The 19,933-nt window shown below is 68.2% G+C and carries 17 protein-coding genes; 8 read left to right on the top strand and 9 right to left on the bottom strand.

All coding sequences use genetic code 11. The annotated features are described in order from the left end of the window. Positions 1-6 precede the first annotated feature (6 nt). The 6 genes from CFB34_RS14780 to CFB34_RS14755 all read left to right on the top strand — a co-directional run bounded on the left by CFB34_RS14780 (position 7) and on the right by CFB34_RS14755 (position 7,482). The gene (locus CFB34_RS14780; protein ID WP_023477775.1) at positions 7-1,140 is read left to right on the top strand and encodes an acyl-CoA dehydrogenase family protein; all 1,134 of its coding nucleotides are present in this window, start codon (positions 7-9) and stop codon (positions 1,138-1,140) included. A 160-nt stretch (positions 1,141-1,300) separates the two neighbouring features. Then, the gene (locus CFB34_RS14775) at positions 1,301-3,007 is read left to right on the top strand and encodes an AMP-binding protein (RefSeq protein ID WP_089441874.1); all 1,707 of its coding nucleotides are present in this window, start codon (positions 1,301-1,303) and stop codon (positions 3,005-3,007) included. Between the two features lie 115 nt (positions 3,008-3,122). Further along, the gene (locus CFB34_RS14770; RefSeq protein WP_089441875.1) at positions 3,123-4,637 is read left to right on the top strand and encodes a CoA-acylating methylmalonate-semialdehyde dehydrogenase; all 1,515 of its coding nucleotides are present in this window, start codon (positions 3,123-3,125) and stop codon (positions 4,635-4,637) included. 18 nt (positions 4,638-4,655) lie between these two features. Then, positions 4,656-5,555, top strand: a complete 900-nt coding sequence (gene mmsB, locus CFB34_RS14765) for a 3-hydroxyisobutyrate dehydrogenase (protein WP_089441876.1) — start codon at positions 4,656-4,658, stop codon at positions 5,553-5,555. Next, positions 5,555-6,346 carry an enoyl-CoA hydratase gene (locus CFB34_RS14760; RefSeq protein WP_089441877.1) on the top strand — a complete coding sequence of 264 codons (792 nt, stop codon included), beginning with the start codon at positions 5,555-5,557 and terminating at the stop codon, positions 6,344-6,346. Before mmsB ends, CFB34_RS14760 begins: the two co-directional genes overlap by 1 nt. Beyond that, positions 6,343-7,482 (top strand): enoyl-CoA hydratase/isomerase family protein, encoded by a 1,140-nt coding sequence (locus CFB34_RS14755; RefSeq protein ID WP_089441878.1) that lies wholly within the window; start codon positions 6,343-6,345, stop codon positions 7,480-7,482. Before CFB34_RS14760 ends, CFB34_RS14755 begins: the two co-directional genes overlap by 4 nt. A 56-nt stretch (positions 7,483-7,538) precedes the next feature. On the opposite strand, the gene CFB34_RS14750 is transcribed toward CFB34_RS14755, so the two are convergent. Further along, entirely contained in the window at positions 7,539-8,444 is a 906-nt protein-coding gene (locus CFB34_RS14750) for a LysR family transcriptional regulator (RefSeq protein ID WP_089441879.1), read from the bottom strand. Positions 8,445-8,621: 177 nt separating this feature from the next. Between CFB34_RS14750 and CFB34_RS14745 the strand changes: the two genes are divergently transcribed. Next, positions 8,622-10,160, top strand: coding sequence for an MFS transporter (locus tag CFB34_RS14745; RefSeq protein ID WP_089441880.1), 1,539 nt, complete (start codon positions 8,622-8,624; stop codon positions 10,158-10,160). Between the two features lie 42 nt (positions 10,161-10,202). On the opposite strand, the gene CFB34_RS14740 is transcribed toward CFB34_RS14745, so the two are convergent. The 8 genes from CFB34_RS14740 to CFB34_RS14705 all read right to left on the bottom strand — a co-directional run bounded on the left by CFB34_RS14740 (position 10,203) and on the right by CFB34_RS14705 (position 18,179). After that, on the bottom strand, positions 10,203-11,576 hold the full coding sequence (locus CFB34_RS14740) for an efflux transporter outer membrane subunit (protein WP_089441881.1): 1,374 nt from the start codon (positions 11,574-11,576) through the stop codon (positions 10,203-10,205). A 13-nt stretch (positions 11,577-11,589) separates the two neighbouring features. Beyond that, entirely contained in the window at positions 11,590-13,650 is a 2,061-nt protein-coding gene (locus CFB34_RS14735; protein ID WP_089441882.1) for a MacB family efflux pump subunit, read from the bottom strand. Between the two features lie 2 nt (positions 13,651-13,652). Further along, positions 13,653-14,834 carry a macrolide transporter subunit MacA gene (macA, locus tag CFB34_RS14730; RefSeq protein ID WP_089441883.1) on the bottom strand — a complete coding sequence of 394 codons (1,182 nt, stop codon included), beginning with the start codon at positions 14,832-14,834 and terminating at the stop codon, positions 13,653-13,655. Positions 14,835-15,150: 316 nt separating this feature from the next. Continuing rightward, entirely contained in the window at positions 15,151-15,879 is a 729-nt protein-coding gene (locus CFB34_RS14725) for a class I SAM-dependent methyltransferase (RefSeq protein ID WP_089441884.1), read from the bottom strand. 56 nt (positions 15,880-15,935) lie between these two features. Further along, positions 15,936-16,517, bottom strand: coding sequence for an HD domain-containing protein (locus tag CFB34_RS14720; RefSeq protein ID WP_089441885.1), 582 nt, complete (start codon positions 16,515-16,517; stop codon positions 15,936-15,938). A gap of 95 nt (positions 16,518-16,612) precedes the next feature. Then, positions 16,613-16,822 (bottom strand): hypothetical protein, encoded by a 210-nt coding sequence (locus CFB34_RS14715; RefSeq protein WP_089441886.1) that lies wholly within the window; start codon positions 16,820-16,822, stop codon positions 16,613-16,615. Between the two features lie 117 nt (positions 16,823-16,939). Next, positions 16,940-17,506, bottom strand: a complete 567-nt coding sequence (locus CFB34_RS14710; RefSeq protein WP_089441887.1) for a helix-turn-helix transcriptional regulator — start codon at positions 17,504-17,506, stop codon at positions 16,940-16,942. 34 nt (positions 17,507-17,540) lie between these two features. Next, positions 17,541-18,179 carry a hypothetical protein gene (locus CFB34_RS14705; protein WP_089441888.1) on the bottom strand — a complete coding sequence of 213 codons (639 nt, stop codon included), beginning with the start codon at positions 18,177-18,179 and terminating at the stop codon, positions 17,541-17,543. A 344-nt stretch (positions 18,180-18,523) separates the two neighbouring features. Between CFB34_RS14705 and CFB34_RS14700 the strand changes: the two genes are divergently transcribed. Further along, entirely contained in the window at positions 18,524-19,927 is a 1,404-nt protein-coding gene (locus CFB34_RS14700) for a hypothetical protein (RefSeq protein ID WP_089441889.1), read from the top strand. Positions 19,928-19,933: the final 6 nt, after the last annotated feature.

Genomic DNA, 19,933 nt, shown 5'->3' with positions numbered 1-19,933 from the left:
AGCACCATGGACGAGCTTTACACCGAAGACCAGCGGATGATCCGCGACGCCGCGCGCGCGTTTGCCACCGAAATGCTGGCACCGAACGCGGCGCAGTGGGACCACGATGCGCACCTGCCCGACGCGATCGTCGCGCAGCTCGGCGAACTCGGCCTGCTCGGGATGATCGTGCCGCAGGAGCTGGGCGGCTCGTATACGGACTACGTGGCCTACGCGCTGGCGATGGAAGAGGTCGCTGCCGGCGACGCCGCGTGCGCGACGATGATGAGCGTGCACAACTCGGTCGGCTGCGGGCCGATCCTCGGTTTCGGCACGCCCGCGCAGAAGGATCGCTGGCTGGCCGACATGGCGGCCGGCCGCGTGATCGGCGCGTTCTGCCTGACCGAGCCGCACGCCGGCTCCGAGGCGAACAACCTGCGCACGCGTGCGGAACTGCGCGACGGCAAATGGGTGTTGAACGGCGCGAAGCAGTTCGTGACCAACGGCCAGCGCGCGGGCGTGGCGATCGTTTTTGCCATGACCGACCCGGAAGCCGGCAAGCGCGGCATTTCCGCGTTCCTGGTGCCGACCGACACGCCGGGCTTCATCGTCGGCAAGCCCGAGAAGAAGATGGGCATCCGCGCGTCGGATACGTGCCCGATCACGTTCGAGAACTGCGCGATTCCCGAAGAGAACCTGCTCGGCAATCGCGGCGAAGGGCTGAAGATCGCGCTGTCGAACCTCGAGGGCGGGCGCATCGGCATCGCCGCGCAGGCGCTCGGCATCGCGCGCGCCGCATTCGACAAGGCGCGCCGCTATGCGGGCGAGCGCGTGCAGTTCGGCAAGCCGATCGCCGAGCACCAGGCGATCCAGCAGAAGCTCGCCGACATGGCCGTGCAGATCAACGCCGCGCGCCTGCTCGTGCATCACGCGGCGAAGCTGCGCACCGCCGGGTTGCCGTGCCTGTCGGAAGCGTCGCAGGCGAAGCTGTTCGCATCGGAGATGGCCGAGCGCGTGTGTTCGGACGCGATCCAGATCCACGGCGGCTACGGTTACCTGGTCGATTACGAAGTCGAGCGTCACTATCGCGACGCACGCATCACGCAGATTTACGAAGGCACCAGCGAAGTGCAGCGGATGGTGATCGCGCGGCAGCTTTGAGCTGCGGCGGTTACCCCGGCGACGACATCACGCAGGGCACGAGGGCAGCGCGGCGAACGCGGCACGCAACGACGTGACCGTGCGCCGCAACAGAGGCAACCGGGCATGGGCTGCAGCGCATGCGCCGGTTGACCGCGAGGCATGGAGACTGGAGGACACGATGACGGTACAGGCATTCCTGGACGCACGCGACTTTCTGCTGCGCCACCGCACTGACTACGACACGGCGTACCGCGGGTTCGAGTGGCCGGTGCTCGACGCATTCAACTGGGCGCTCGACTACTTCGACCCGATGGCGCGCGGCAACGACCAGCCCGCGCTGTGGATCGTCGACGCGGCGACCGGCACGGGCGATCCGTATTCGTTCGCGCAGATGTCCGAGCGTTCGTCGCGGATCGCGAACTGGCTGCGTTCGATCGGCGTCGTGCGCGGCGACCGGATCCTGCTGATGCTGCCGAACCGCGTCGAGCTGTGGGACGCGATGCTCGCCGCGATGAAGCTCGGCGCGATCGTGCTGCCTGCCACCACGCAACTGTCGCCCGACGACGTACGTGACCGCGTGCAGATCGGCGGCGCGAAATACGCGATCGTCGACGAGAATGAAACCGCCAAGTTCGAACAGCCGGATCTCGGCCTCGCGCAGAAGATCGTCGCCGGCGCGCCGCGCGCGGGCTGGCTCGCGATGCACGACGGCTACGCGGCGAGCGCAGAATTCGAGCCGGACGCCATCACGCACGCGAACGATCCGATGCTGCTGTACTTCACGTCGGGCACGACGTCGAAGCCGAAGCTCGTCGAGCATACGCACCGCACCTATCCGGTCGGCCATCTGTCGACGATGTACTGGGTCGGCCTGCAGCCGGGCGACATCCACTGGAACATCAGCTCGCCGGGCTGGGCGAAGCACGCATGGAGCTGCTTCTTCGCGCCGTGGAACGCGCAGGCGTGCGTGTTCGCGTTCAACTACGCGCGTTTCGAGCCGAAGGTGGTGCTCGATGCGCTCGTCAAATACCAGGTGACGACGCTGTGCGCGCCGCCCACCGTGTGGCGCATGCTCGTGCAGCAGCCGCTCGCGTCGTTCGACGTGAAGCTGCGCGAGATCGTCGGCGCGGGCGAGCCGCTGAATCCCGAGATCATCGAGCGCGTGAAGAAGGCGTGGGGCATCGCGATTCGCGACGGCTATGGCCAGACCGAGACGACCTGCCTGATCGGCAACTCGCCGGGCCAGCCGGTCGTCGCGGGCTCGATGGGCCGGCCGCTGCCGGGCTATCGGATCGAATTGCTCGACCCGGACGGCGCGCCGGTGACCGAAGGCGAGGTCGCGCTGCCGATCGGCGCGGACGTCACACGCCCGGTCGGGCTGATGAAAGGCTATGCGAACAACCCCGATGCGACGGCCTACGCGATGCGCGACGGCCACTACCGCACGTCGGACATCGCGATGCGCCGCGACGACGGTTACTACGTGTACATCGGCCGCGCGGACGACGTGTTCAAGTCGTCCGACTACCGGCTGAGCCCGTTCGAACTCGAAAGCGTGCTGATCGAGCATCCGGCGATCGCCGAGGCGGCCGTCGTGCCGAGCCCCGACCCCGTGCGGTTGTCGGTGCCGAAGACCTTCATCACGCTGCGCCAGGGTTACGAGGAAAGCCCCGAACTCGCGCTGGAAATCTTCCGTTTCTCGCGCGAGAAGCTCGCGCCGTACAAGCGCATTCGCCGGCTGCAGTTCGCGGAGCTGCCGAAGACGATCTCGGGGAAGATCCGCCGCGTCGAGCTGCGCCGCCGCGAGATCGAGCGCGGCGACGACGCAAGTGAACGGATGCAGGGCGAATACTGGGAAGAAGATTTCGCCGCCGAACTCAAGTGAAGTGACGTGACCGCGGGCCGCGCGCGCCGCCCTTCGCGGCCGCCGCCCGCAGCCGAATTGAACCGGCCGCGCGGCGATCTCGCGCTTCGCGGCCCTCTGGAAGGAGAGAGGATCGATGAACGCGAATTTGAAAGACGTGCCGACGGTCAAGCTGCTGATCGACGGCGCCTTCGTCGAGTCCGCCACGAACGAGTGGCGCGACATCGTCAACCCGGCGACGCAGCAGGTGCTCGCGCGCGTGCCGTTCGCGACCGTCGCGGAAGTCGACGCAGCCGTGCAGGCCGCGCACACCGCCTTCGCGACCTGGAAGAACACGCCGATCGCCGCGCGCATGCGCATCATGCTGAAGTTCCAGGATCTCGTGCGCACGAACCAGCAGCGCATCGCGAAGACGCTGACGGCCGAGCAGGGCAAGACGATTCCCGATGCCGAAGGCGACATTTTCCGCGGCCTCGAAGTGGTCGAACATGCATGCTCGATCGGTTCGCTGCAGCTCGGCGAGTTCGCGGAGAACGTCGCGGGTGGGGTGGATACCTACACGCTGCGCCAGCCGCTCGGCGTGTGCGCGGGCATCACGCCGTTCAACTTCCCCGCGATGATTCCGCTGTGGATGTTCCCGATGGCGATCGTGTGCGGCAACACGTTCGTGCTGAAGCCGTCGGAACAGGATCCGCTGTCGACGATGGAGCTCGTCGAGCTCGCGATCGAGGCCGGCATACCGAAAGGGGTACTGAACGTCGTGCACGGCGGCAAGGAAGTCGTCGACGCGATCTGCACGCATCCGCTCGTGAAGGCGATTTCGTTCGTCGGCTCGACGGCGGTCGGCACGCACGTGTACAACCTCGGCAGCGCGCACGGCAAGCGCGTGCAGTCGATGATGGGCGCGAAGAATCACGCCGTCGTGCTGCCCGATGCGAACCGCGAGCAGGCGATCAACGCGCTCGTCGGCGCCGGCTTCGGCGCGGCGGGCCAGCGCTGCATGGCCACGTCGGTCGCGGTGCTCGTCGGCAACGCGCGCGACTGGCTGCCGGACATCGTCGCGAAGGCAAAGGCGCTGAAGGTCAATGCGGGCGCGGAAGCCGGCACGGACGTCGGGCCGGTCGTGTCGAAGACCGCGAAGGAACGCATCCTGTCGCTGATCGACGCGGGCGTGAAGGAAGGCGCGAAGCTCGAGCTAGACGGCCGCGACGTGAAGGTGCCCGGCTACGAGCAGGGCAATTTCGTCGGCCCGACGATCTTCTCGGGCGTGAAGACGAACATGTCGGTCTACACGCATGAAATCTTCGGGCCCGTGCTGGTCGTGATGGAAGCCGACACGCTCGACGACGCGATCGCGCTCGTCAACGCGAACCCGTTCGGCAACGGCGTCGGCCTGTTCACGCAAAGCGGCGCGGCCGCACGCAAGTTCCAGAGCGAGATCGACATCGGCCAGGTCGGCATCAACATCCCGATCCCGGTGCCCGTGCCGTTCTTCAGCTTCACGGGGTCGCGCGGCTCGAAGCTCGGCGATCTCGGCCCGTACGGCAAGCAGGTCGTGCAGTTCTACACGCAGACCAAGACGGTCACCGCGCGCTGGTTCGACGACGACACGACGGCCGGCCCGGTGAACACGACGATCCGGCTGCATTGAGCGGCGGAGGAACCCAACATGAAAATCGGTTTTATCGGCCTCGGCCACATGGGCGCGCCGATGGCGCTGAACCTGCTGAAAGCAGGCCATGAAGTACATGCGTTCGACCTGAGCGCCGACGCCTTGCGCGCGCTGCAGGATGCCGGTGCACAGGTGGCCGCATCGCCGCGCGATGCGGCCTCGGGCGCGACGTTCGTCATCACGATGCTGCCGGCCGCTCCGCACGTGCGCTCGGTGCTGTCCGGCGAGAACGGCGTGCTCGCCGGCCTCGGCGCGGGCGCGACCGTGATCGATTCGAGCACGATCGACCCGGCGAGCGCACAGGCGTTCGGCGCGCTCGTGCGCGAGCACGGCGGCGCGTTCGTCGATGCGCCGGTGTCGGGCGGCACCGGCGGCGCGGCGGCCGGCACGCTGACTTTCATGGTCGGCGGCAGCGACGCGGATTTCGAGCGCGTGAAGCCGGTGCTCACGGGCATGGGCAAGAACATCGTCCACTGCGGTGCGACGGGCATGGGGCAGGTGGCGAAGGTCTGCAACAACCTCGTGCTCGGCATCTCGATGGCGGCCGTGTCGGAGGCGATGTCGCTCGGCGTCGCGCTCGGCATCGACCCGAAAGTGCTGGCCGGCATCGTCAACACGTCGACGGGCCGCTGCTGGAGTTCGGATACCTACAACCCGTATCCGGGCGTGATCGAAACCGCGCCTTCGTCGCGTGGTTACTCGGGCGGCTTCGGCACCGACCTGATGCTGAAGGATCTCGGCCTCGCGAACGATGCCGCGAAGCAGGCGCGCCAGCCCGTCTATCTCGGCGCGCTCGCGCAGCAGCTGTACCAGACGATGAGTAGCCGCGGCGACGGCCAGCTCGATTTCTCGGCGGTGATCCGCCTGTATCAACCGGCAACCAAGAAGGACGCGTGATGATCGAACTGGACTACGTCGACGACGGCGCGATCGCGTGCGCGACGCTCAAGCGTCCGCCCGCGAACGCCTTTACCGCCGACGGGCTGCGGCAACTGCAGGCAACCGTCGCCGAACTGAATGCGAACTCGCGCGTGCGCGCGCTGGTGATCACCGGCGACGGCCCGAAGTTCTTCAGCGCGGGTGCCGACCTCAACACGTTCGCCGAAGGCGACCGCGCGGTTGCGCGCGCGATGGCGTCGCGTTTCGGCGCGGCGTTCGAGGCGCTGCACGACGCGCGCGTCGTGACGATCGCGGCGATCAACGGCTACGCGATGGGCGGCGGGCTCGAGTGTGCGCTCGCGTGCGACCTGCGGATCGCGGAGACGCATGCGCAGATGGCGCTGCCCGAACCGTCGGTCGGCCTGCTGCCGTGCGGCCTCGGCACGCAGACGCTGCCCTGGCTCGTCGGCGAAGGCTGGGCGAAGAAGATCATCCTGACCGGCGCGCGTGTCGATGCGGCCACGGCGCTCAGGATCGGCCTCGTCGAGGACGTCGTGGAGTCGGGCGCATCGCGCGATGCCGCGCTGGCGCTGGCACGCAACGTCGCACGGCAGAGCCCGCATGCGGTCGCTTACAGCAAGGAACTGATCGGCCTCGCGCGCCGCGGCGTGCCGCGCAGCGCGGCGCTCGCGGTCGAGCGCGAACGTTTCGTCGACCTGTTCGAGACGAACGATCCGCGCGAAGGCGTGGCCGCGTTCCTCGGCAAGCGCGCGCCGCAGTGGCACAACGACGGAGAGCCGCAACGATGAGCACGCCGGTGACGAATCACGACGCGTTCGCGGAGCACGCACCCGAGGTGCTGTTCCGCGTGGTGAACCGCGTGGCGCTGATCACGCTGAACCGGCCGGCCGCGCTCAATGCGCTGTCGTACCCGATGATCGGCGAGCTGGCCGCGCTCCTCGAGCGCTGCCGCAACGATGACCAGATCGTCGCGGTCGTGCTGCGCGGCGCGGGCGAGAAGGGTTTCTGCGCAGGCGGCGACGTGCGTGCGCTGTACCGGATGGTCGCGCAGCGCGAAACCTGGCTGCCGTTCTTCGTCGACGAATACCGTCTCGACTACGCGATCCATACGTTCCCGAAGCCGGTGGTCGCGCTGATGGACGGCGTGACGATGGGCGGCGGCATGGGCCTCGCGCAGGGCGCGGCGCTGCGTGTCGCGACCGAGCGCAGCAAGATCGCGATGCCGGAGACGCGCATCGGCCTCGTGCCCGACGTCGGCGCGACGCATTTCCTGTCGCGCATGCCGGCCGAACTCGAGCTGTACGTCGGGCTGACCGGCGCGATGCTGTCGGGCGCCGACGCGCTGACCGCGAAGCTCGCGGATCTGTGCGTGCCGTCCGCCTGGCTCGACACGTTCGAGACGCGCATCGAAAGCGTCAAGTGGGAAGGCGATGCGCTGCCGTTGCTGCGCAAGGTGTTCGAGCCGCCGTGCAATGTCGTGCCGCATGCGGCGCTCGACAGCCAGATGCCGTGGATCGTGCGTCACTTCGACAAGCGCTCGACCGTCGAGCGGATCGTCGCGACGCTGACACAGGATCTTGCGCGCGAGGAACTGTCGCGCGAGCACCGTCAATGGCTGCAGGCGACGCTCGATGCGCTCACCGGCCATTCGCCGACGATGCTGTGCGTGACGCGCGAGGCGCTGCTGCGCGGCCGCCAGATGACGTTGGCCGAATCGTTCCGGATGGAACTCGGCATCGTCGCGCGTGCGATCGAGGAAGGCGACTTCTGCGAAGGCGTGCGCGCGCATCTCGTCGACAAGGATCGCAAGCCGCGCTGGGCGCCCGCGTCGCTCGTCGAGCTGCGCGCCGAACGCGTGCGGCATTTCCTGACGTCGCCGTGGAAGCTGTTCGCGCATCCGCTGGCCGATCTCGGCGCGGCGTGATGCTCCGACGCGCCCCCGCGGCGCGTCGGATTCATTTCATCCCATCCCGTCTCACCTCACCGTCCGATCATCGGCGGCACCGCCTGCGCGAGCGCGTCGATCACGCAGCGCGTCTTGCGCGGCAGGTAGCGCGTCTTCGGCCAGATCGCGTGGATGTCGCCTTCGCAGACGAAGCAGCGGTCGAGCACGACCGTCATCTCGCCGCGCTTCACGTAATGATCGAGCAGCCAGCTCGGCAGCCACGCGATCCCGAACCCGGATGCGCCGGCCGCCGCGATCGCCTGCACGTCGTCGAAACTGAGCTGGTGCGGCATGTCGACCCGCACCGTCGAGCCGTCCAGCGCACGCAAGTCCCACGGTTGAACCACCCCCGAGCGTGAATACGCGATTGTCCGGTGGTCTTTCAGGTCGTCCAGCGTCTTCGGCATCCCGTAGCGGGCGAGATACGACGGCGCCGCGCCGAGGCTGCCGTATTGCGTGCCGAGCCGCCGCACCGCGAGGCTCGTGCTGTCCGCGAGCGTGCCGATCCGCACCGCGAGGTCGATGCCTTCCTCGACGAGATCGACGAAACGGTCGGTGATCGACACGTCGATCCGCAAATGCGGATAGGTGCGCGCGAGATCGAGCACGATGGGCGTCACGCAGTGATGCCCGAACGCGAGCGGCACGCTCAGGCGCAGCTTGCCGCGCGGCTCGTTGCGACCGCAGTCGAGGTCGGCCTCCGCCGCTTCCAGTTCCGCGAGCGCGCGCACGCAACGGTCGTAGTACGCCTGGCCGTCGTCGGTCAGGCTCTGGCTACGCGTCGTGCGCTGCAGCAGCCGCGCGCCGAGCCGCTTCTCGAGCCGCGCGACGGCCTTGCCGACGGCCGAACGCGTCATGTCGAGGCGCTCCGCAGCAAGCGCGAAGCTGCCCGATTCCACTACCTGGACGAAGGTCGTCACGCCGTCGAGTCTGTCGGTCATGGGAGGGTCGTTGATTGAGTCCTGTAATTCCCCAGTCTGGAGAAATGCATGCGTCAATGGGGATGGGAATTCTCACTATAGTACCGATTCCCGCCCAGCGTGCGTCGCCGGCCGCACGCGGCGCATCCCTCTTACCTGGAGGCGCGCGGCCCGTTGCCGGGTCGCGGCGCAATACGCATGACGCAATCCGACTCCCGCAGGAATGCGGTCGCGCTCGCGGCCGTCTGTCTCACGTCGCTGATGTTCGGCCTCGAAATCTCGAGCGTGCCGGTGATCCTGCCGACGCTCGAACACGTGCTGCATGGTGATTTCAACGGCATGCAGTGGATCATGAATGCGTACACGATCGCGTGCACGACCGTGCTGATGGCGGCCGGCACGCTCGCCGACCGGTTCGGCCGCAAGCGCGTGTACGTGATCGGCACCGTGCTGTTCGGCGCGACGTCGCTGCTGTGCGGGCTCGCGCCGAACGTGCCGGTGCTCGTCGCGGGGCGGCTGCTGCAGGGCGCCAGCGGCGGCGCGATGCTGATCTGCCAGATTGCGGTGCTGTCGCACCAGTTCCGCGAGGGCCGCGAGCGTGGCCGTGCGTTCGGGATCTGGGGGATCGTGTTCGGCATCGGGCTCGGGTTCGGGCCGATCGTCGGCGGCGCGATCGTCGCGCTGGCAAGCTGGCCGTGGGTGTTCCTCGTCCATGCGCCGCTCGCGGCCCTCGCGCTCGTGCTGATCGGCGGCGCGGTGCGGGAGTCGCGCGATCCGCACGCGGGCAGGCTCGACGTCGCAGGCATCGTCACGCTGTCGCTCGCGGTGCTCGGCCTGGCGTTCTACATCACGCAAAGCGCGGCGCTCGGGCTGACCCGCGCGGCCGGCCTCGGCGTGCTCGGCGCGACCGTGCTGGCACTGGCCGGCTTCTTCATCGCGGAACGCGCCAGTGCGCGGCCGATGTTCGATTTCTCGGTGTTCCGGATTCGCGCGTTCACCGGCGCGATCTTCGGCTCGATGGGGATGAACTTCAGCTTCTGGCCGTTCATGATCTACCTGCCGATCTGGTTCCAGGTCGCGCTCGGCTACGACAGCGTGACGGCCGGCCTCGCGTTGCTCGCCTACACGTTGCCGACGCTGGTCGCGCCGCCGTTCGGCGAACGGCTCGCGCTGCGCTACGGGCCGGGCGTCGTGATCCCGGGCGGCCTGTTCACGATCGCCGCGGGGTTCGCGCTGATGCGGATCGGCAGCGCGGCCGACCATGCCAGCTGGATCACGATGCTGCCCGGCTGCATGATCGCCGGCATCGGGCTCGGGCTCACGAATACCCCGGTGACCAACACGACGACGGGTGCGGTGCCGAGCGCGCGGGCCGGGATGGCGTCGGGCATCGACATGAGCGCGCGGATGATTTCGCTCGCGCTGAACATCGCGGCGATGGGTTTCGTGCTGGTCGCGGGGATCGTCGCGAGCCTGAAGGCCGGTGTTGCAGGCTCGATCGGTGACGCAGCGCTGCGCCGGCTCGCGCAGGAGATTGCATCCGGCCGCACGGACGGGCTCCACGAGATCGCACCGGCGCTCGCGCAGGCCGACCCGACCGGCGCGGCGCTGCACGCGGCGCTCGTGCACGGGTTCGGCTGGGTGATGGTGTACGGCGCGGCGGGTGTGGCCGTGCTCGCGACGGCGAGCGCGGTGGCGTTCGCGCCGGCGCGACGCAGGGCGCCCGTGTGTGAATGACACCGCGCCTGATCGGCGCGGCCGGCCCGGTGCGCGCTTCGGTCAGGACATCCCGCCGCCGAGCGCGCGGTACAGCGTCATCTGGTTGTTGAGCCGGTTCAGGCGCGTCAGTTCGTCGGCGCTTTGCGCATCGCGCAGCCGCTGCTGCTGGTCGAGCCACGGCTGCACGGCGGTCGCGCCGGCCGCGAAGCGCGCGGCGGCCAGCTGTTCGGCGCGCTGCGCCTGGGCCAGCGACAGCGCGCGCTGTTCGGCTTCGCGTTCGAGCTGCACACGCGCCGACAGCGCGTTCTCGACTTCCGCGAGCGCCGTGTAGAGCGTCTGGCGGAACCCGACGACGGCTTCCTCGTACTGCGACTTCGACACCTTGATCTGCAGCTGCATCGTGTTCCACTGGATGAACGGCAGTGCCAGGCCGAGCCCGAGCGTGCCGACCGGATTCATCAGCACGCGCTCGAGGCTCGTGCTCGACGTGCCGGCCTGCCCGGTCAGCGTGAAGGTCGGGTAGAAGCTCGTGCGCGTCGCGTCGACCTGCGCAAGCGACTCGCGCAGCCGGAATTCCGCCGCGCGCAGGTCGGGGCGCCGGCCGAGCAGGCTCGCGGGCAGGCCGGCCACGACTTCCGGCGGCGCCGCGACGGGCAGTGCCGACGGTTCGGCCGCGCGCTGCTGCGGCGGCCGGTCGAACAGGATCGCGAGTGCGTGGCGATTCTCGGTGCGCTGCTGGATCAGTTGCGCCTGCGCGGCGCGTTGCGCGGCGAGGCTCTGTTCGGCCTGCGCGAGATCGAGCCCCGACACGGCGCCGGCCGCGTGACGCGACCGGACGACCGCGAGCGTGCGGACCGCATACGCAATGTTCGCGTCGCCGAGTGCGATTTGCCGGTTCAGATAACCGATCTGCCAGTACAGCGACGCCGTCGTGCCGATCAGCGACAGCCGCGCCGCCTCGAGATCGGCGGCCGTCGCGTCGGCTTCCCAGCGCGCGGCGTCGCGCAGCGCGGCCAGCCGGCCCCACAGGTCGATTTCATAGCTGAGCGAACCGGTCACGCCGCTCGTCCGGCTCATCTGGTGCGTATCGAGCGTGCGCGACACGGCGCCGTTCGCGCCGAGCGACACGTTCGGCGTCAGGTTGGTATCCGCGAGCCCGGCCTGCAGTTGCGCGCGGTACACGCGGATCGCCGCGATCGCGAGGTCGTTGTTGGCACGCAGCGCGTCGTCGATCAGCGCGTCGAGTTGCGGATCGCCGAAGCTGCGCCACCAGTCGCGTGAGGTGGACGGTGCGCCGGCCGCGACCGGGGCCTCCCAGTTCGCGGGCATCGCGACGGCGGGCAGCGGTTCGTGGCGCACGCCCGCGCAGCCGGCGAGCAGGGCTGCCGCGCACGCGAATGCGCCCAGGCGGTGAAGGGGGGAAGAATGCGTCATGACAGGTCTTTCTTCAATCGCGCGCGAGCGCATCGATCGGATCGAGCCGCGATGCGTTGCGCGCGGGCATGAAACCGAAAATCACACCGGTGAGCGTCGAGCAGACGAACGCGGTCACGATCGCGCCGGCCGAGAACACCATCTTCCACTGCACGACGAACATCGAGAACAGCGCGCCGAGCCCGAACGACAGCGCGATGCCGATCGTGCCGCCGAGCAGACAGACGAGCACGGCCTCGACGAGAAACTGCTGCAGGATGTCGGACTGGCGCGCGCCGACCGCCATCCGGATGCCGATTTCGCGCGTACGCTCGGTGACCGACACCAGCATGATGTTCATTACGCCGATCCCGCCGACGACGAGCGAGATCACCGCGATCAGCGACAGCAGCAACGTGAGCGACTGGCCGGTCTTCTCGACGGTCTTCACCACGCTGTCCATGTTGTACGTGAAGAAGTCCTTGCGGCCATGGCGCTGCGTCATCAGCTTTTCGAGGCTTTTCTCGGCGGCGGCGCTCGGCTGCCCGTCGCGCACGCGCACGGTGATGCTGTCGAGATAGCGTTGCCCGAACAGGCGCCCGCTCGCGGTGGTGTACGGCACCCACACGTTCAGGCTCTTCACGCTGCCGAACGCGCTCTTCTTGTCGGCGGTCACGCCGATCACGACGCACGGCACGTTGTCGATCAGGATCACTTCGCCGATCGGGTTGCGCGTCGCGCCGAACAGCTTGCGGCGCGTGTTCTGGTCGATCACGGCCACCTGCACCTGGCGGCGCACCGCGTCCTCGTCGAACGCGACACCCAGCGCGAAGCGCATCCCGCGCGCCTGGAAGAAGCGGTCGCCGACGCCGCTCACGAGCGCATTCACGTCGACGTTGCGGTAGCGCAGCAGCAGCGTGCGCGACGTTTCGGGCGTCGCGCTGTCGACGTACGGCTGTTCGGCGAGCGCGGCGACATCGGCCGGCACGAGCGTCTGGATCGCGTCCGCGCGGCTGTCGCCCCAGTCGGTGCCCGGATAGAGGTTGATCGTGTTCGTGCCGATGCTGCCGATCTCGTCGAGCATGTAGCGCTTCGCGCCTTCGCCGATCGCGACGATCGACACGACCGACGTGATGCCGATAATGATGCCGAGCATCGTCAGCAGCGTGCGCAGCCGGTGCGACACGAGTGCAATCCACGCCATCCGGCAGGCCTCGGCGAAGCGGCCGGAGCCGGCGGCGAAGCGTGGCGTGCGCGTGCCGGTGCCGGTATCGGGATGCGGATCGGTGTCGACCGGCGCGGGGAGCGGTGGCGTGTCGTGGCGATCGTCAGCGGGTAGCGCGCCGGTTTCCGTTCCTGTCGCATCTGCCGCATCCACGCCCGCTTCCGCGAGGGCTTCCGCATAGTGGCGATTCGGCCGGTCGGCGACGATCTCGCCGTCGCTGATCTCGATGATGCGCTTCGCATGGCGCGCGACGGCCTTGTCATGCGTGACGATGACGATCGTATGGCCGAGCGCGTTCAGCTCGTGCAGGATGCGGATCACGTCCTGGCCGCTTTTCGTGTCGAGCGCGCCGGTCGGTTCGTCGGCGAGGATCACCTGGCCGCCGTTCATCAGCGCACGCGCGATGCTCACGCGCTGCTGCTGGCCGCCGGACAGTTGCCCGGGACGATGGTGCGCACGATCCGCAAGCCCGAGGCGCGCGAGCAGTTCGCGTGCGCGTGCGTGCCGCTCGGCGCGCGGCGTGCCGGCATAGATCGCGGGCATTTCGAGGTTCGCGACGGCATCGACGTGCGGCAGCAGGTGGTAGCGCTGGAACACGAAGCCGAAATGTTCGCGGCGCAGTTGCGCGAGCTCGTCGCTGTCGAGCATGTGCGTGTCGCGACCGCCGACCGTGTAGGTGCCTTCGCTCGGATGATCGAGGCAGCCGAGGATGTTCATCAGCGTCGACTTCCCGGAGCCCGACGCACCGACGATCGCGACGATCTCGCCCGCGTGGATAGACAGGCTGACGTTGTTCAGGACAACGACATCCTTGTCGCCGGCCGGAAAGCGTCGTGTGACGGCCGAGAGTTTCAGCAGGGGCTGGCGCATCGTCACACCACGTCCGCGAGCGGTGCGTGGTCGTCACCGGCCGCGTCGCCGATCACGACGCGTTCGCCGTCCTTCAGGCCGGCCAGGACTTCGACACGCACGTTGTTGTTGATGCCGATGCGGACGTTGCGCGTTTCCGTGCTGCCGTCGGCGCGCAGCACGCGCACCGCGTAGGTGCCGTCCTGGCGTTTTTCGCCGAGCGCGGCGGCCGGAATGTTGAGCGCGTTGCGTGCATTGTCGAGCACGATATTGACTTGCGCGGTCATCGAGATGCGCAGCCGATGCTCGGGGTTCGGCACTTCGAACAGCGCGTTGTAGAACACGGCCGAATTCGGCTTCGTGCCGCCGCCGAGCGGGCTCTGCGCTTCGGCATAGTTCTGCGGCGCCGGCTCGATCGCGCGCAGCTTGCCGTAGTGACGCTTGTCCGGTTCGCCGAGGATCGTGAAATACGCGGTCTGGCCGGCACGCACGCGGATCACGTCGGCTTCCGATACCTGCGCCTTCACGGTCATCGTGTCGAGATCGGCGAGCTTCAGGATCACCGGCGCCTGCTGCTGCGCGATCACGGTCTGGCCTTCCTGCGTGACGATCGCGACGACTTCGCCGTCGATCGGCGCGACGATGCGCGTGTAACCGAGGTTGGCCTGCGCGGTTTCGATCTGGATGCGGGCCGAGCGGATCTGCGCGGCGAGCGACGCGAGGGTCGCGCGCTGCACGTCGAGCGTCGCGCGTGCGGCCTCGAACGATTCGCGCGAGGTCGCATCGTCGGGCAGCATCGCCTGCTGGCGCTTGAATGCAAGTTCGGCCTGCGTCAGTTGCGCGGCGGTCGATTGCTGCTGCGCGCGCAGGCTTTCTTCGCTGGCGCGCGCCTGGCGCAGCGCGTTTTCGGAGATTACGGGATCGATCTCGGCGAGCCACTGGCCCTTCGTGACCTTGTCGCCGAGCTTCACCTTCAGCGATTTCAGCTGCCCCGATACCTGCGCGCCGACATCGACCTGCCGGAATGCCTGCAGCGCGCCGGTCGCCAGCACCGCGTTCTCGAGATCGCCGCGCGAGACGGGCGCGGACAGGTATTGCGGATGCTTGTCGGGCGCGCACGCCTTCAGCGTGACGCCGGCGGCGATCGCCACGATGGCAAGGGTAGCCAGCACGATGCGCCGGCGGCGATGGGTCTTCTGAGTCATGAGCGTGCGGCGAGGATCAGGCGGTGCCGGCAATGCGTGCGGCCGGGCGGGACGATCCGGTCGGCGTCGCCGGTGGGGCAGGGTGCCCGCGACGGCATCCGCGTACGCATCGCGCGGGCGTGCCGAGTCGAATCAGCCGCTCATGGTAAGCGAGGACATCCCGCCAAATCGTGTGGAAATTGTGCTGAATTGTGCGAACGCCGCACGGGAACGGAGGCCGTGCGGCGTCATTGTTGCGGACCGTGACAACGGTACGCGAAGGTTCGTGCGGGTGTCGCGGCGTGCGCTGACGTGCGCTGACGTGCGCTGACGTGCGTCAGCGCTGCGCGGCGACGAGCGCCATCATCGGCCGGTCGCGTTCCTCGTCGAGCGCGGGCAGCGCATCGACCTGCGCCTGCGTCGGTCCCCATTCGTCCAGGTGCGTGAGCGTGAAGCCGCTGCCGATCAGCAGGTTCACGAGCGTGCCGAGCGTGCGGTGCTGCTTGACGACGCCCGGCGCGAGCCAGTCGGTCACGCGTTCGCCTTCGCGCTGGTAGCCGTCGAGCGGCCAGGCGCGGTTGCCCTGCGCATCGACGACGAAACCGGGCCGGCGCGGCGCCGTGTAAATGGGATGCTCGATCGAGAACACGAGCCGCCCGCCGGGCACGAGCGCGCGATGAATCGTGCGCAGCAGCGTGTCGAGGTGCACGACGTAGTGGAACGCGAGCGAGCTGTAGGCGAGATCGAATGCGGCATCGGGCAGCGCGAGCGTTTCGAGATCGTCGCGGCGGTACGTGATCGCCGGATGCGCGGCGGTCGAGGCTGCGCGTTCGAGCATGCGCTCGGAGACATCGATGCCGAGCACGCTTGCCGCGCCCTGATCGGCCGCCCAGCGGCTGAACCAGCCGTAGCCGCAGCCGAGGTCGAGCACGTTGCGGCCGCGCAGGCCCGGCAGCAGCGCGCGCAGCGCGGGCCATTCGGGTGCGCCGTCGAGGCCGTGAATCGAACGGTTCAGGCGGCTGTAGCCTTCGAAGAAGGCCGGGTCGTCGTAGATGTTTTGCGTCATGCGTCAGGCCTCGAGCGAACAGGGGCGTGCGGTACCGCGGGCCCGATCCCGCGAGCTTACGCGCGCTGCACGCCTGCGTCGATCCGGCGTTGCGTGTCGGCGTCGACGATCTCACGGATAGCGCTGAACAGCGGAACGGCGTCGGTGTAGCGACGGCCATAGCCGAGATTGAACGCGTAGTCGAAATCGGGCGGGTTGCTGCCCTGGTTGTGCTGCAGGATCGTCTCGAGCTTGTCGAGCGCCTTTGCCGCACGTGCTTCCGGCGTCGCCGCCGCCTCATATTCATCCCAGAGCGCGACGATCTCGTCGCGCCGCGCGGGATCGAGCGGCGCGGTCAGCGTCAGCAGGTCGTCGCGTTCTTGCGCGCTTTTGTCGGGGTGCGCGGCTTGCTCGATCGCGGGAACGTCGCCGTGCAGCGCCTCGCCGAGATCGTGGACGACGCACAGCTTCAGCAGCTTCAACGTGTCGATGCCGGGTAGCGCGTCAGCGAACACGAGCGCCATCAGGCACAGCCGCCAGCTGTGCTCGGCCGTGCTTTCCGCGCGCCCGGACGACGTGTGGCCGCTGCGCAGCACATCCTTCAGGCGTTCGGCTTCGCGCAGGAAAGCGAGCCGCGCGTGGATCGTATCGGGGGGCATGGTCGGAGTCCTTGCGATGAGCCGCCTAGCGTAATGCGGGTGGGTTTGCTTCGTCCACGCATGAAATATGCGTGGCGATGGCGCTTGCCGCGCCGCTACTTTGCAAACAGCCCGGCCCAGCAGAACAGCGCGAAGAAGCCCGTTTGAACACCGACGATCAGGCTGAACAGCCAGGGGCTGCGGCGGCGCGTCACGCGCCTGCCGCCGGCGTTGGCCACACCCGAGCGAAGCGCAACGAGCACGGCCGCGCCCATATAGAGCATGAACGCGACGATCACGAGTTCTCGCATGACAAGCATCGACATGTGGCATGTCCCCTGGGCGTGCTGCCGTTCACGTTGGTATTGTTTGCGCGGCGTGCCGGACACGTTGAAGGCTGCCGCACCGTTGCCGGCATGCGGTGCTTCATCGCGACCCGGCCATCACGCATCCTGGAGCGTCTCCACGAGCCGCACGGCCGAACCGTCCGACAGCGTCATCCGCGTCCACCGGCACATGCTGCCGCGGATCGGTACGACGCGCGACGCATTCGCACCGGTGTCGAATTCGACGCTCGGCGGCCCCGCGTGGTCATGCCAGCCGAGCGTGTCGAGCGCGGTTTCCATGCGGACGATCTCCGGCGTCGCGTAGCGCCACAGCGACGTGCCGAGCAGCATCGACAGCGGTTGCGAGAATTCGGCCGTGCGCGCCCGAGAAGAAGCGAGCAGGCGGTGCGTGAGGTCGCACACGAGGTGCATGCGGCCCGCGCTGCCCGCGACGAGCCGCGCGAGCGCGTGATCGCCGGCCGAATCGAGGCGCGCGGCGAGCAGGCGCTCGGCGGTTGCGCGCTCGTCGGGCGACATCTGCTGGCGGCCGGCTTCCCAGCGCGAGATCGTCGATTGCGCGACGCCGAACAGCTCGGCCGCATGGCTTTGCTTGACGCGATGCAGCGCGCGCCAGCGCTTGAGTTGCGGGCCGAGCGGCGGGGCGTGAAGGGGGGAGGCGGTCATGGTGGTGCTCCTGTTGCGCTCGTACCGCACGCCTTTACATGATCCGGATGCCGCCGTTCGCGTTGATCGCAATTGCCGCGAACGGCAAGAGCACGATGCCGCCCAGCACGAGCACGCCGTCGGCGGCAACCGTGACCGGCGTGGCGAGAATCCGTAGCCCCATGCCGAGCGCGGACGGCGATTGCCTGATGTAGACCGAGTACGGCTGGTTGAACGGCTGCGTGCTCGTCTTGTACTTTTCGACGAACCCTTCCGTCGAATAGCGCTTGCCGCTGATGTCGCCTTCGAGCACGAGGCCGGCCTGCGCGGCGGTGAAGCCGTCGGCAGCGGCCGCCTGCCGATCGTCGTCCGACGCGTCCTTCGGCAGCAAGATACGGTATTGGCCCGTGATGCTGCCGCCGCTCGCATGAAAGGCGGCGAACGTCGTGCGCAGCGATTTACGGTAACTGGACATCAAGACCGGCCGCAACTGCGCCGGCAGATCGAAGATGTAATGGTAGTCCATGCCCATGACGACGAGCTTCTTGCCGTCCTCGGTCATCATGAATCCGGACACGTGCTCGCTGTATCCGTCTTCCTTGTACAGCTTCGGCGTGAAGCAGCCCGACAGCGCGAGGCTGCTGGCGGCCACGCCGGCGGCCAGCAGGCGCCGGCGCGTGATCGATATGTTCATTGTTGTTGTCCCGTCTGTGCGGTTCAGTTCAGTGGCTTTCGCCCTCGGAAGCCGGATTCTCGCGTATCCACCGCGTGTTGTCGAACGGGAAATCTGCCTTGGCAGCGGTCGGTGGCCCCGGTCCGTGCGATGCCGACAACGTTCTCGTCGCCGCTTTCAACCCTCTCCGCCATATCTTATTATTCGGCCAGTGCGGAGGGATACCGGCCGCCAACGGTCATGTCGAGGCATGACGTGCCGGTACGAATTACCGCTTTTTCGGCCGGCGCGCTGCACGATGCGCGGTCGAAACGACAGGACACGCGTGACCCGCGCGTATCCCAAAAAAATGACGAGAGGGCGCGATGGTACGACTGGTCTTGCTGCTGCTGGGCATCGAATACTTGCGCACGCGCTGGCGCGGGCTGACCGTGCTCGGCTGGGTGTGGGTCGTCGCGGGCGTCGTGATCTTCGTCGATGCGCTCGATGGCGCGTTGCACTTCCCGATCCAGATCTTTGCGTGGCTATTCCTGATCGAGGGGCTCGCGACGCTCGCGGTGGCCGGCAGCGGCGTCGGCGGGCAGCGCATCCTGCGCTACGTGAAGGGGATCGTGGTGGTGGTCGCCGCCGGGCTCGTGTTCGCGGGGCATCACCATGGCCATTTCCTGCTGTCGATGATCTTCGGCACGCTGTTCCTCGTCGACGGGCTGCTGCAGTGCACTGCAGCGTGGATGGTGCGCTATCGCCGCTGGAACGTCGCCTTCGCCTGGGGCGTCGTCGAGATCATGCTGGCCATCTTCTTCTATCAGCCGTACCCGACGCACTACGTCGGCACCGTGCCGTATTGCCTTGGGCTGCTGCTGATGTTCGGCGGGATGCACATGCTGAGCCTCGCCGCTCGCGTGCGGCGGCTGACGCGCAATCCGGCGTTCGCGACGTCGCCGGCACCGGCGCTCGCACCGGATCTCGACGATGCGAGCGACCGGCCGCATTTCGCGCAATCCGAATGGGACGGCCCGCCGGCCGACGGCGAGCATGCGCTCACCGTGCACGTGTGGACGCCGACCGGCACGTCGAAGGCCGAAGCGCAGCGCTATCCGGTGATCGACCGCTATATCGCGGCGGTGGACGTCAACGGTGTGATTTCTACCGGACACGCGGCGCTGGAGTCGCCCGAGGGCATCTATATCAGCCTGTATCCTGGCGTCGAAATCGATCGTTCTCCGGACGAATTCACGCGCATCCTGCGCGCGACGCGTGAGAACGACGTGCCGGGCCTGTTCCAGCCCGACTACGCGACCGAGTCGAAGGCGTGGTGCCCGTCGACCGTGCGCGTGCGGATCCGCAACTACGATCCGGCGAAGCTGGATGCCTTCTGGACGTCGTATCGGCAGAACTTGACGTACAACCTCACGCACCGCAATTGCTCGAGCACGGTGTCGAACGCGCTCGAAGCCGCGCTCGACGGCGCAGTGTGGCGGCTGAAAGGCGCGCGGGCCGGGTGGGGCGCGTTCGTGCGGCTGCTGCTCACGCCCGAGCTGTGGGTCGCCGCGCAGATCCGCAAGCGCGCGGTGACGATGGCGTGGACGCCCGGGCTCACGCTCGACTATGCGCGCGCGCTCAGCATGCTCGCCGACCCGCGGCCGTTCGCGTGGTGGAAGGTCGCGCGCTCGGCCGTGAAGGCGATCATGACGTCGCGCCGCACGTGGCGCGAGCAGGACCACGCGGCACTGTCGCCCGGCGGATCGGAGGCAGCGTCGATGAAGTGATCGCGT

It is taken from the genome of Burkholderia sp. HI4860 (assembly GCF_002223045.2).
GTDB lineage: Bacteria > Pseudomonadota > Gammaproteobacteria > Burkholderiales > Burkholderiaceae > Burkholderia.
Note: the sequence above shows the minus strand (reverse complement) of the source record. Positions and strands in the feature narration are given on the sequence as shown.

Bases quoted from the DNA above. Each gene is read 5' to 3' on its own strand.
- CFB34_RS14780 (WP_023477775.1), top strand. From the start codon at position 7: ATGGACGAGCTTTACACCGAAGACCAGCGGATGATCCGCGACGCCGCG.
- CFB34_RS14775 (WP_089441874.1), top strand. From the start codon at position 1,301: ATGACGGTACAGGCATTCCTGGACGCACGCGACTTTCTGCTGCGCCAC.
- CFB34_RS14770 (WP_089441875.1), top strand. From the start codon at position 3,123: ATGAACGCGAATTTGAAAGACGTGCCGACGGTCAAGCTGCTGATCGAC.
- mmsB (WP_089441876.1), top strand. From the start codon at position 4,656: ATGAAAATCGGTTTTATCGGCCTCGGCCACATGGGCGCGCCGATGGCG.
- CFB34_RS14760 (WP_089441877.1), top strand. From the start codon at position 5,555: ATGATCGAACTGGACTACGTCGACGACGGCGCGATCGCGTGCGCGACG.
- CFB34_RS14755 (WP_089441878.1), top strand. From the start codon at position 6,343: ATGAGCACGCCGGTGACGAATCACGACGCGTTCGCGGAGCACGCACCC.
- CFB34_RS14750 (WP_089441879.1), bottom strand. From the start codon at position 8,444: ATGACCGACAGACTCGACGGCGTGACGACCTTCGTCCAGGTAGTGGAA.
- CFB34_RS14745 (WP_089441880.1), top strand. From the start codon at position 8,622: ATGACGCAATCCGACTCCCGCAGGAATGCGGTCGCGCTCGCGGCCGTC.
- CFB34_RS14740 (WP_089441881.1), bottom strand. From the start codon at position 11,576: ATGACGCATTCTTCCCCCCTTCACCGCCTGGGCGCATTCGCGTGCGCG.
- CFB34_RS14735 (WP_089441882.1), bottom strand. From the start codon at position 13,650: ATGCGCCAGCCCCTGCTGAAACTCTCGGCCGTCACACGACGCTTTCCG.
- macA (WP_089441883.1), bottom strand. From the start codon at position 14,834: ATGACTCAGAAGACCCATCGCCGCCGGCGCATCGTGCTGGCTACCCTT.
- CFB34_RS14725 (WP_089441884.1), bottom strand. From the start codon at position 15,879: ATGACGCAAAACATCTACGACGACCCGGCCTTCTTCGAAGGCTACAGC.
- CFB34_RS14720 (WP_089441885.1), bottom strand. From the start codon at position 16,517: ATGCCCCCCGATACGATCCACGCGCGGCTCGCTTTCCTGCGCGAAGCC.
- CFB34_RS14715 (WP_089441886.1), bottom strand. From the start codon at position 16,822: ATGTCGATGCTTGTCATGCGAGAACTCGTGATCGTCGCGTTCATGCTC.
- CFB34_RS14710 (WP_089441887.1), bottom strand. From the start codon at position 17,506: ATGACCGCCTCCCCCCTTCACGCCCCGCCGCTCGGCCCGCAACTCAAG.
- CFB34_RS14705 (WP_089441888.1), bottom strand. From the start codon at position 18,179: ATGAACATATCGATCACGCGCCGGCGCCTGCTGGCCGCCGGCGTGGCC.
- CFB34_RS14700 (WP_089441889.1), top strand. From the start codon at position 18,524: ATGGTACGACTGGTCTTGCTGCTGCTGGGCATCGAATACTTGCGCACG.